Origin of the sequence: Massiliimicrobium timonense, from assembly GCF_042850985.1 — a bacterium.
Lineage (GTDB): Bacteria > Bacillota_I > Bacilli_A > Erysipelotrichales > Coprobacillaceae > Allocoprobacillus.
Genome location: NZ_AP031415.1, coordinates 1155600 through 1166571, shown reverse-complemented (window position 1 = coordinate 1166571; position 10972 = coordinate 1155600). Strand labels below are relative to the sequence as shown.

Here is a 10972-nt window from a genome sequence, read left to right as displayed (position 1 = left end):
ATCATTATACATGAATCAACGCAAAATGTAACGTTCTTTTCCATAAAATCTTAGATGAAACATTCCATCCTGATCGGTTCTTAAAATCGTGATACCTTTTCTTTGTAAACGTTCAATAACCTGAGGTGAAGGGTGCTTATACATATTATTCTTTTTAACTCCAATCATCGCAATATCAGGATGAATCGCTGATAAAAGTAACGCAGAAGTGGCACTGGCACTGCCATGATGTGAAACCTTTAAAACATCGACATCCAATGTCTGTAATTGTGGTAAAAGGTCAGCTTCAACTTGACTGGACATATCCCCTGTCATCAAGATATTCATTGCCGGTAAGGAAATATACATAACGAGTGACTGATCATTAGAATCAGTATAAACCTGATGACTCTTAAACATTTGAATTTGAGCACAGCCAATCTGTCTGGTCGCTTCAAATTCATCAATGACCTGCCCTATAGAAAAATGTTCCAATAAAGAAGGAAGTGCCCCACAATGATCAAAATCATCATGTGAAATATACACATAATCCAAATGTGAAATACCTACCGATTTCAAATAAGGTATAATCGTCTGGGTTGCTAAGTCATAATCCTGTGTTCCTCCCGTATCAATCAAAATATTTCCTTGATTCATAGGTAGACGTATGAGGGTACAATCACCTTGTCCTACATCAATCATTGTCACCTCACCATAGATTTTATGTTGACTCCAGAAATGGAAAACAAGCATTAACGAAAGCAAGGCACAAGCGTCTTTTCGATAAGATTGTTGGAGTTCTTTAGCAATAATGATACGAAAATAGAAAAAATAAAAAAGAATCAGACATGCTAAGGTTGGTTTAGAAAAAATAAGGAAAGCATTCATAACCGTCATAAAAGATAACATATTTTGAAAAAGAATGACGGTATATTTTAAAACAATTTCAAGAACAGGGAAAAATATAGAAAGCACACATAAGCTATAAAAGATTTCAATAAAGACATTTAAAATATCGCTGACAAAAAATGAAATAAAAGGAATTTGGGCATTTAATGTTAAAATGATGGGTAATGAGGAAAGATAAATCCAAAATGATGAAAAGCGTAAACGCTGTGTTAATAAAACGATAAAATAAATAAAATAGGAAAATACAAAGGAAATATTGTAAATGATATAGGGATTATAAAATAAGGATAATATGATCAGGAAAGCAAAGATATCTAATTTATGAAACCATTTTTTTAATAGTTCATATAATAATAAAATAAAGAAAGCACGATACAAAGACACAAGCATAGGAATAGAAAAAATATAAAAGCCAATCATCATAAACGTTAAAACCTTTGCTAGTTGACGTGGTAAAAACAAAGCCAGTACATTTTTAATTAATGCATATAAGATATGGATATGCATTCCTGATAAAGCAAACATATGAACAAGTGAAAGTTCTGTTAATAACTGATAGTCTTCGCCAATAGTCAAGCTTCTTTCACCTAAAATAAATAATCGCTGATAATCTTGAACATCCTGTTGTGAAGAAAAACGTTGTTCTAACCAGCGATAAAATGTTGGTTGTTTTTGTTGTGAAATCAGTTTTTTAACATAAGCTTTATGAAAAATCTTTTGTCCATAGAGATAATCCTTTTCACAAAAAGCATTGTCATTTGTATTTTCATAGAGTTCTAATGGCTCAATCTCTACTTCTAATAAATCCCCATATTCAATATTGGATAAATCATGATAAAGCTTTACAGTCCCTGCATTTGTTTTCAAATAACAGTTATTTTCAGCAGTTTTAACAACAACACCCTGCAAAGAAGAAGATAATGGTTGAATTTCATGAGGTTGTATCCATAGGGCCAAACAAAGTAGTATTGCAATCATGAAATGTATGATAGACAATCTTCGATATAGAAAATAACAGTATAAGATAAAGAATAAATAAAAAAGCGGATGGACAATATCCGCTATAACAAAGCATAATAAAGCCGTTGCATAATAAATAACATGATATCTTATAAGCATAGATGTTCTCGCAATCTTAAATAAGTTTTTTCACCAATCCCATTAATATCCATAATATCTTCAATCGTTTCAAAAGGTTGTTGCTGACGATAATCGATGATTTTTAAAGCTGTCTTTTCTCCTACACCTTCTAAAGTCATGAGTTCTTCCTGTGAAGCATGATTTAAAGATACAGCTCCCTCATGAAGGGATGGTAAGTACAAACGACTTTCATCTTCAACTTTTTTATCCATAACCAAAGACTGCATATTAGCCTTTGGGGATACTCCAACTTCATCCACCAGTTCTTGAATAGTTTTTTCTCCCTCAAATTCGTATTTTCCATTTTTTAAAAATTCTCCTTCTAAAATCACATAAGATAAAGACACAACATTTTTCTTTACAACCTCAGGTTTTTGAAAATCATAAACAATAGAACAAATCATTAAAACAACAAGTCCAATTATCTGATATATTTTTTTCATGTTTTTCCTCCAAACAAAAAAAGAATCCTAAGATTCTTTTGAAATATGAAAATGCTGATACGCCAATTCTGTAACAACACGCCCTCTTGGTGTTCTTTTAATTAAACCTTTTTGTAAGAGATAAGGTTCATAGACATCTTCCAATGTTAGTGGTTCTTCGCCAATACTGGCAGCAATAGCTTCTAAACCAACCGGTCCACCACGAAAACGTTGAATAATTCCTAATAGATATTTATGATCCACATCATCCAGTCCCAGCTCATCAACTTTTAAAGATTGTAACGCTTCAATTGTTCTTGATTTCGTAATCGTATCATCCCCATTGTATTGAGCAAAATCTCTGACACGACGGAACAAACGATTAGCAATACGTGGTGTCCCACGTGAACGTCTGGCTAGTTCTCTTTTGGCTTGTTCATCCATATCCATATGATAAACTTGACTCGTACGATCAATGATCGCTGTCAATTCACTTTCATTATAATATTCAAGTTTAGATACAATACCAAAACGATCCCTTAAGGGAGCAGATAAATCTCCAGCTCGTGTTGTCGCTCCAACCAATGTAAAAGGAGGTAAATCAATTCTAATGGAACGTGTAGAAGCTTCTTTACCAATCACAACATCGACATAAAAATCTTCCATCGCTGGATATAGAATTTCTTCAACAACTTTATTTAAACGATGAATTTCATCAATAAACAAAACATCACCCGGTTCCAATGATGTCAAAATAGCAACCAGATCACCAGTCTTTTCAATACTTGGTCCCGTTGTGGCTTTCAAATGTGTCCCCATTTCATTAGCTATGATCATTGACATCGTTGTTTTTCCTAAACCAGGTGGTCCATATAATAATACATGATCTAAAGTTTCATTTCTTAATTTGGCTGCTCCAACAAAAACCTTGAGATTCTTTTTTAAATCAGTCTGACCAATATATTCATCAAAGGATTGTGGTCTTAGCTGATTTTCTTCATCCTCAATATGTTCATTTGTATCTAAAATACGTTCATTCAAATCCATAGCGACCCTCCTATAATTTTACTAATAAACCTAATGCTTTTTTCACATAACCATTTGTATCCAATGTTTCATGAACAAGCGTATTCATCACACGATCCACATCCTGTTTCTTATATCCCAGTGCAATTAAAACTTCAATGGCTTCATCAAACTCTACTGATGTCATAAGCATTGGAGATATCTGTACATCAAATTTACCTTGTAAATCTAAAACAATCTGTTGTGCTGCCTTTGGTCCGATACCCGGAATCTTTCTTAAATAACTAATATTCTTAGATTCAATAGCTGATATAATGGCCTGAACATCTCCAGTTGCTAAAATACCAATGGCTGTTTTACAACCAATGCCTTTTACAAGAATCAGCTTTAAAAATAAATCTTTTTCTTCCAGTGTCAAAAAGCCAAAAAGAGCAATGCCATCTTCTTTGACCTGCTGATAAACATAGACCAATGTTTCTTTACCACGCTGAAACTGATAAGGATTGGAAACATAAATCAAATATCCGATTCCTTGATTATCAACAACAATATGATCTTGACGCATATCCACAATAATACCTTTTATATAACTATACATATTAAAACTCCCATTTCATAATATCCTCATCATTATAGCACACTTTTAAGGCAAATAAAAAATGAGAAACATTTTTTCTCATTTTTATTCATAAAATTCAAATTCAAAATCTAAAATAGATACAGTATCTCCTGCCTGAACACCAGCTACACGCAAAGCATCATCCAAACCAATATGACGCATCTTTTGAGCAAAGCGTTTGATACCGTCATCACTTCCCAGTGAAGCCATCTGAACAATTTTTTCAACACGTTCACCTGTTACGTGCCATTGACCATTACCCATATTATGAATTTCAAATCCAATTTCATCTGGTTTTTGATATGTATATAAAACAGTATTTTCTACTTCCTCGTCTTGAGAAGCAAATGATGGTGTACGGTCCAATAAATCAGCAATCGCATATAAAACCATGTCTACACCTTCTTGAATCAACGCAATCACAGGAAAAACAGGAATATCTTCACCAAGTTGCTCTTTAAAACGTTTTAAATTTTCTTCGGCTTCAGGTTCATCCATCTTATTAGCCACAATAATCTGAGGTCTTTCCAATAAACGATATTTATATTCACCTAATTCTTTATTAATAGCCAGATAATCCTCATAAGGATCACGACCTTCACTACCACCCATATCAATCACATGAACAATCACACGACATCTTTCAATATGACGTAAAAATTGATGACCTAACCCTTTTCCTTGACTGGCTCCTTCAATTAATCCCGGTAAGTCAGCCATGACAAATGAACGACCATCTTTCGACTGTGCTACACCTAAATTAGGTACAATCGTCGTAAAATGATAATCAGCAATTTCTGGTCTAGCACGTGTTACAACTGATAGAAGCGTTGATTTCCCAACTGATGGAAAACCTACTAATCCCACATCTGCAAGTAATTTTAACTCACAGATTAAATTGTATTTTTCACCTGGTTCTCCATGTTCACAAATAGTTGGAGCTGGATTACGGCTTGTCGCAAAACGGGCATTTCCACGTCCACCACGTCCACCTTTAGCGATAACAGCTCTTTGTTTATCTTGTGTTAAATCCGCCAGAACACGACCACTATCTTCATCATAAATAACTGTTCCTACAGGAACTTTTAAAATCATGTCTGCCCCATCAGCTCCATGCATCTTTTTTGCCATTCCCTGACCACCATTTTTTGCTTTATACTCACGGTGATATCTAAAATCCAATAAAGTCGATAAAGAAGTTGTGGCTTCAAAAATGATACTGCCACCTTTTCCACCATCACCACCGGCTGGACCACCTTTAGGAACATAGGCTTCTCGACGAAAAGCAACAACACCATCGCCACCTTTTCCAGCTTCAACATATATATGTACCTTATCAATAAATTTCATCTTTTCACCTTCTTTCTCTTTTTTCAAAAAAAAGAACCCCTCTATAAGGGATTCCTATTAAGCAGCTGGGTAAACAGAAACTTTCTTTCTTGATCTTCCATCTCTTTCAAATTTCACAACACCATCTACTTTTGCAAATAAAGTGTCATCTCCACCTTTTCCAACATTTACACCTGGATGAATTTTTGTTCCTCTTTGTCTGTAAATGATAGAACCAGCAGTACAGAATTGCCCATCAGATAATTTAGCTCCTAATCTTTTAGATTTAGAATCACGACCATTCTTTGTTGATCCTACCCCTTTTTTAGAAGCGAATAATTGTAAATCTAACTTAAACATCATGGTTTCATACCTCCATCTTCTCAATTTTCATGTATTTTGAATAAGATTCCTCAACCGTTTTCAGCATCACTTCAAATGTCCCTAGCACCACTTGAATCTGTTCGTTGTCTTGATGAACCTTTATATCAATCAATCCTTCTTTTAAATCTATTGTTCCTAAATGCTGTAATAAAAATTGATATTGAACCAAAGTGTTCGCTATCCCAACACAAATTGTACTCACACCAGCACATACCAAATCCTTACCATATTCAGCACTTTGTGCATGACCTGAAACAGTCACCTGCACAATCGATTGATTATGTTTTTTGATTACTGCTTTAATCATTATTCAGCAGCTTCACTAGCTTCTTGTTTTGCTTTTCTAGCTGTTTTTTTAATATCTTTGATCACTAATTTTGTATAAGGTTGTCTATGTCCTTGTTTTTTGTGATAATGTTTCTTAGGATTGTATTTATAAATTAATACTTTCTTTTCTTTTCCATGTTTTTCAACTTGTGCTGTTACAGTTGCTCCTTTAATATAAGGATTTCCAATTTTATTTGTTTTATCTCCAATAAATAAAACTTTATCTAAAACAACTTCTTCTCCTTCAGCAACATCTAATTTTTCAACAAAAATAGTATCTCCAACTTCAACTTTTAATTGTTTTCCACCAGTTTCAATAATTGCGTACATGATGTACCTCCTTCTTTTCTATAATAATCTCAGACTCGCCAATCAAGGCAGCTATGCTTTAATACCTTGCATGTGCGGTTGTAGCTAGAGGTCTACAACATGAGTATATTATCATTTTATCATCTTATCGTCAATATTTTTTTAAAACATTCTCATTTCTTTATTGATTTCTTGGATGAGAATGATCATAAACCTCTTTTAAATGCTGATTGGTAATATGAGTATAGACTTGGGTTGTTGATAAATTGGCATGTCCTAACAACTCTTGAACAACACGAATATCAAGACCCTGTTCCAATAAATGAGTCGCAAAAGAATGACGAATCGTATGTGGATGAATCTTCTTAGTTGGATCATAATTTTTTACAACCCGATCCACAATATCTTCAACACCACGATTTGTAAGTGGTTTTCCTAATTTATTAACAAATACATAGTTATGATCTTGATGTGCTTTCATCATGATTTCATAACGATCATTTTCAATATAATCTTTCAGCCACTTGGCAGCCAAATCATGAAAAGGCACATAACGATCCTTCCCACCTTTTCCATGAATAAACAATAACTGTCTGGAAAAATCAATTTGTGACAACTGCATTTCAACGACTTCCAGACAACGTAGCCCTGAGGCATACATCAATTCCAACATAGCTTTATTACGACGCCCTAAAACTGTATGTGTATCAATACTATCTAATAAATCCAGCATTTCATCCATATAAAGAAAGTCTGGTTGACGCTGTGGTTCTTTTAAAGACTCAACCAAAAGGAATGGATTATCATCAAGCAATTCTTCTTTTTGTAAATAACGATATAATCCTCTTAAACTGCTCATTTTATGATTAATCGTTTTAGGTGATAAACTTTTAGTATGTAAATATGCCAGATAACCTCTTAAAAAAGAATATTGAACAGCCCCAAAGCTTTCTATACCTTCACGATGACAATAGTCAATAAATTCATAAATATCTCTTTGATACCCCGTAACTGTTAAAGCAGAATACTTTTTGACATATTGTAAATAAGACAAGTAGTCATTTGCCATTTTTGCAAAATCAGACATGACTTAAAAAATCCTCCATCACTGTTATTGCACGATTTGCATAAGCTTCTTTACGTTCTTTTTTCTTCACACGTGTCAAAAGATCTGGCAAAATACCAAAATTAGCTTTCATAGGTTGAAAATTATTTTCATCCCCATGTGTAATATAATAAGCCAATGATCCCATCACTGTTTCACGAGGGAAAATAAGCAGTGGCTGTTTTTGTAAATATCTTGCCATATTCATTCCCGCAACCATACCACTTTGCGCAGACTCTACATATCCTTCTACTCCTGTCATTTGTCCAGCAAAAAACAAATCATCACGATTTATAAATTGATAAGTTTCTCGAAGATAACGTGGCGAACATATAAAGCAATTACGATGCATCACACCATAACGCACAATTTTCGCATTTTCTAAACCGGGAATCATATGAATAATACGTTCCTGTTCTCCCCATTTTAAATGTGTCTGAAAACCAACGATGTTGTATAATGAACCCACTGCATTATCCTGTCTTAACTGAACAACCGCATAGGGTCTTTGTCCGTCTTTTTCTAATCCTACTGGTTTCATTGGTCCAAAAAGCAATGTCTGTTGACCACGTCTGGCAATTTCTTCAAAAGGCATACAACCTTCAAAAAACTTTTCTTCAAAATCTTTGGGTTTGACAACTTCAGCATTGATTAAAGCATCATAAAAAGCTTCAAATTCTTCTTTGGTCATTGGACAATTAATATATTCGGCATCACCTTTATCATAACGAGATTTCATATAAGCTTTTGAAAAATCAATACTTTCTTTTTCAATGATAGGAGCTGCCGCATCATAAAAATAGAAATAATCTTGTTGTAATAAATCTTGAATCTTTTGTGACAAATGAGTACTTGTCAACGGACCTGAAGCAATGATTGTCGGTCCTGCTGGAATCTCAGTAACTTCTTCTCTTACAATCTCAATAAGAGGTTGAGATTCAATATATTCAGTAATCGCTTTTGAAAAACCCTCACGGTCAACAGCCAGCGAACCACCAGCTGGTACTTGATGTTCCCTTGCAAATTTGATAATGAGGCTGTTATTCATTTCCATCTCTTTTTTTAAGACACCCACTGCATTATTTAATCCATCCGCTCTTAATGAATTAGAACAGACCAGTTCCGCAAAATATTCTGTTTTATGAGCTCCCGTTGTCTGATGTGGACGCATTTCATAGAGGCGAACAGGAATCTGACGTAAAATCAGCTGATGTGCCGCTTCCACTCCTGCTAATCCACCACCAATAATATTGACTCTTTCCATATTTTTTCCTTTCTAAAAAGTCCCATATGGGACTTTTATTTAATAATTGTTTTGCATTTTGGATAAGCTGAACAAGCTTTAAATTCTCCAAAACGTCCTTTTTTAATGACAATAGGACTACCACAATTAGGACAAACTTCATCCGTCATAACTGGTTCAGCTTTCTTCTTTTCACTTTTAATATATTTACATTCAGGATAATTAGAACAAGCTTCAAACTTGCCATAGCGTCCTGTCTTATACACCATTGGACTACCACATTTTGGACAGTTTTCTCCTGTATATTCAATCGTTTCTGGCTCTTTTTTAATATACTTACAAGTTGGATAATTTGAACAAGCAACAAATGAACCATATTTTCCTTTACGAATAACTAAATCCCCACCACATTCTGGACACGTTTCTCCTGTTTTTTGTGGTTGAATCTGCTCCATTTTCTCATAAGCATTAGCAAGTAATGGTTCAAACTTATCTTCAAAAGTTGTTAAAGCATGTACATAATCATCATGCCCTTCCGCAATTTCATCTAACTCCTGTTCCATTTGTGCTGTATATTCAACATTAATAATACTATCAAAAAATTCAACCAGTTTATCATTCGTTAAAATACCAGATTCAGTAGGTTTAAATGCCTTATCAATGACTTCAACATATTGTCTTGTCACAATTGTATCAATAATACTTGCATAAGTACTTGGACGTCCAATTCCTAAATCTTCAAGTTCTTTAATCAATTTTGCTTCACTATAACGTGCTGGTGGTTTTGTAAAGTGTTGTGACTTTTGAATATCTTGGCTTAAAAGTTTTTCATCCACCACAACTTCTGGAAGCAATTCATCATTTTGCTTTTCATAAGCTCCATAAACTCTTAAATATCCATCAAATTGAATAACCGAACCACTCGCTCTAAATTCATAGCCATTGTTATCTAATGAAAGTGTTGTTGCATTTAACTTAGCCGGTGCCATCAAAGAAGCCATCGCTCTAGCATAAATTAAAGCATATAATTTATATTCATCATGACTTAAATATTCTTTCACACTTTCTGGTGTACGCATAATACTTGTTGGTCTAATTCCTTCATGGGCATCTTGGACATTTTCTTTTTTCTTAGAAACCTTGACATTACCTACATAATCTTTTCCGTATTTTTCACTAATATACTGCTTTGTTTCATGAATAAAACTTTCTGATAAACGAATCGAATCCGTTCTCATATACGTAATCAAACCAACTGTTTCATTTCCAATATCTACCCCTTCATAAAGCTTTTGAGCAATCATCATTGTACGTTTTGCCTTAAAGTTTAATTTAGAAGAAGCTTCCTGTTGTAAAGTTGATGTAATAAACGGTGGTTTAGATGCACGTTTCTTTTGTGATTTTTTAACATCACTAACAATAAATTCTTTATTTAAAGATTCATATACCGCATTTGTTTCTTCTTCATTATGAAGTTCAATCTTATGATGATTATGTTTAGCCAATTCAGCTTCAAACATGATATCATCTTTTTCAAAGACAGCTTTGACTTTCCAGTATTCTTCTGGAACAAACGCTTCTATTTCTTTTTCTCTTTCACAAATCAATCTCAATGCCACTGATTGAACACGTCCAGCTGATTTTGATTTAATCTTCTTTTGTAATAATTTAGAAAGTTTAAATCCAATAATACGATCTAAAACCCTTCTTGTCTCCTGAGATTTCACAAGATTCTGATCAATTGTACGAGGATTTTTTAAAGCATTAATAACAGCATCATGTGTAATCTCATTAAAAACGATACGATTCGTTAAAGTTTCATCCAAGCCTAAAACTTCAGCCAGATGCCATGAAATAGCTTCCCCTTCACGGTCAGGGTCAGTTGCCAAATAAACATAATCTGCTTCTTTGACACATTTCTTCAATTCCTTAACAACATCTTTTTTATCCTTATTAATGACATAATGTGGTTTAAAATCATTTTCCACATCAACTCCTAAACCACCTTTTCCAGTGGTTGCCAAGTCCCTAATATGTCCTTTTGATGAAGTCACTTCAAAATCAGCACCCAAATACTTTTGAATTGTTTTTGATTTTGAAGGTGATTCGACAATCACTAAATTCTTACCCATCATATTACCTCCTACGTGTTTTCTATTATTAAGTCTTTTTTCTAATTT

11 protein-coding genes and 1 other annotated feature are annotated in these 10972 nt (G+C 33.8%); all 11 genes read right to left on the bottom strand.

From position 1 onward, the window contains the following. Positions 1-15: 15 nt before the first annotated feature. Positions 16-1866, bottom strand: coding sequence for a DNA internalization-related competence protein ComEC/Rec2 (locus tag ACGHJ8_RS06055; RefSeq protein ID WP_390542236.1), 1851 nt, complete (start codon positions 1864-1866; stop codon positions 16-18). 131 nt (positions 1867-1997) lie between these two features. Continuing rightward, a complete protein-coding gene (locus ACGHJ8_RS06050; RefSeq protein WP_087357361.1) occupies positions 1998-2471 on the bottom strand; it encodes a helix-hairpin-helix domain-containing protein in 474 nt (157 codons plus the stop codon). Positions 2472-2498: 27 nt separating this feature from the next. Next, complete coding sequence (gene ruvB, locus ACGHJ8_RS06045) at positions 2499-3497, bottom strand: Holliday junction branch migration DNA helicase RuvB (protein ID WP_087357362.1); 999 nt, start codon at positions 3495-3497, stop codon at positions 2499-2501. A gap of 10 nt (positions 3498-3507) precedes the next feature. Further along, positions 3508-4074 carry a Holliday junction branch migration protein RuvA gene (ruvA, locus tag ACGHJ8_RS06040; RefSeq protein WP_087357363.1) on the bottom strand — a complete coding sequence of 189 codons (567 nt, stop codon included), beginning with the start codon at positions 4072-4074 and terminating at the stop codon, positions 3508-3510. A gap of 84 nt (positions 4075-4158) precedes the next feature. After that, positions 4159-5445 carry a GTPase ObgE gene (gene obgE, locus ACGHJ8_RS06035; RefSeq protein ID WP_087357428.1) on the bottom strand — a complete coding sequence of 429 codons (1287 nt, stop codon included), beginning with the start codon at positions 5443-5445 and terminating at the stop codon, positions 4159-4161. Between the two features lie 57 nt (positions 5446-5502). After that, positions 5503-5787 (bottom strand): 50S ribosomal protein L27, encoded by a 285-nt coding sequence (gene rpmA / locus ACGHJ8_RS06030; protein ID WP_087357364.1) that lies wholly within the window; start codon positions 5785-5787, stop codon positions 5503-5505. Between the two features lie 4 nt (positions 5788-5791). After that, positions 5792-6115 (bottom strand): ribosomal-processing cysteine protease Prp, encoded by a 324-nt coding sequence (locus ACGHJ8_RS06025; RefSeq protein WP_087357365.1) that lies wholly within the window; start codon positions 6113-6115, stop codon positions 5792-5794. Continuing rightward, positions 6115-6465: a 50S ribosomal protein L21 gene (gene rplU, locus ACGHJ8_RS06020; RefSeq protein WP_087357366.1), complete on the bottom strand. Its 351-nt coding sequence runs from the start codon at positions 6463-6465 to the stop codon at positions 6115-6117. Before rplU ends, ACGHJ8_RS06025 begins: the two co-directional genes overlap by 1 nt. 21 nt (positions 6466-6486) lie before the next feature. Further along, positions 6487-6555 (bottom strand) — a sequence feature (ribosomal protein L21 leader region). Positions 6556-6625: 70 nt separating this feature from the next. Further along, positions 6626-7531: a tyrosine recombinase XerC gene (locus tag ACGHJ8_RS06015; protein ID WP_087357367.1), complete on the bottom strand. Its 906-nt coding sequence runs from the start codon at positions 7529-7531 to the stop codon at positions 6626-6628. After that, positions 7524-8813 carry a methylenetetrahydrofolate--tRNA-(uracil(54)-C(5))-methyltransferase (FADH(2)-oxidizing) TrmFO gene (trmFO, locus tag ACGHJ8_RS06010; protein WP_087357368.1) on the bottom strand — a complete coding sequence of 430 codons (1290 nt, stop codon included), beginning with the start codon at positions 8811-8813 and terminating at the stop codon, positions 7524-7526. Before trmFO ends, ACGHJ8_RS06015 begins: the two co-directional genes overlap by 8 nt. Before the next feature lie 35 nt (positions 8814-8848). Further along, a complete protein-coding gene (topA, locus tag ACGHJ8_RS06005; RefSeq protein ID WP_211964819.1) occupies positions 8849-10924 on the bottom strand; it encodes a type I DNA topoisomerase in 2076 nt (691 codons plus the stop codon). Between the last annotated feature and the right edge of the window lie 48 nt (positions 10925-10972).

What these genes read in the sequence shown, in the direction of transcription:
- ACGHJ8_RS06055 (WP_390542236.1), bottom strand. Translation starts at nt 1,866, where the DNA reads ATGATTGCAATACTACTTTGTTTGGCCCTATGGATACAACCTCATGAA.
- ACGHJ8_RS06050 (WP_087357361.1), bottom strand. Translation starts at nt 2,471, where the DNA reads ATGAAAAAAATATATCAGATAATTGGACTTGTTGTTTTAATGATTTGT.
- ruvB (WP_087357362.1), bottom strand. Translation starts at nt 3,497, where the DNA reads ATGGATTTGAATGAACGTATTTTAGATACAAATGAACATATTGAGGAT.
- ruvA (WP_087357363.1), bottom strand. Translation starts at nt 4,074, where the DNA reads ATGTATAGTTATATAAAAGGTATTATTGTGGATATGCGTCAAGATCAT.
- obgE (WP_087357428.1), bottom strand. Translation starts at nt 5,445, where the DNA reads ATGAAATTTATTGATAAGGTACATATATATGTTGAAGCTGGAAAAGGT.
- rpmA (WP_087357364.1), bottom strand. Translation starts at nt 5,787, where the DNA reads ATGATGTTTAAGTTAGATTTACAATTATTCGCTTCTAAAAAAGGGGTA.
- ACGHJ8_RS06025 (WP_087357365.1), bottom strand. Translation starts at nt 6,115, where the DNA reads ATGATTAAAGCAGTAATCAAAAAACATAATCAATCGATTGTGCAGGTG.
- rplU (WP_087357366.1), bottom strand. Translation starts at nt 6,465, where the DNA reads ATGTACGCAATTATTGAAACTGGTGGAAAACAATTAAAAGTTGAAGTT.
- ACGHJ8_RS06015 (WP_087357367.1), bottom strand. Translation starts at nt 7,531, where the DNA reads ATGTCTGATTTTGCAAAAATGGCAAATGACTACTTGTCTTATTTACAA.
- trmFO (WP_087357368.1), bottom strand. Translation starts at nt 8,813, where the DNA reads ATGGAAAGAGTCAATATTATTGGTGGTGGATTAGCAGGAGTGGAAGCG.
- topA (WP_211964819.1), bottom strand. Translation starts at nt 10,924, where the DNA reads ATGGGTAAGAATTTAGTGATTGTCGAATCACCTTCAAAATCAAAAACA.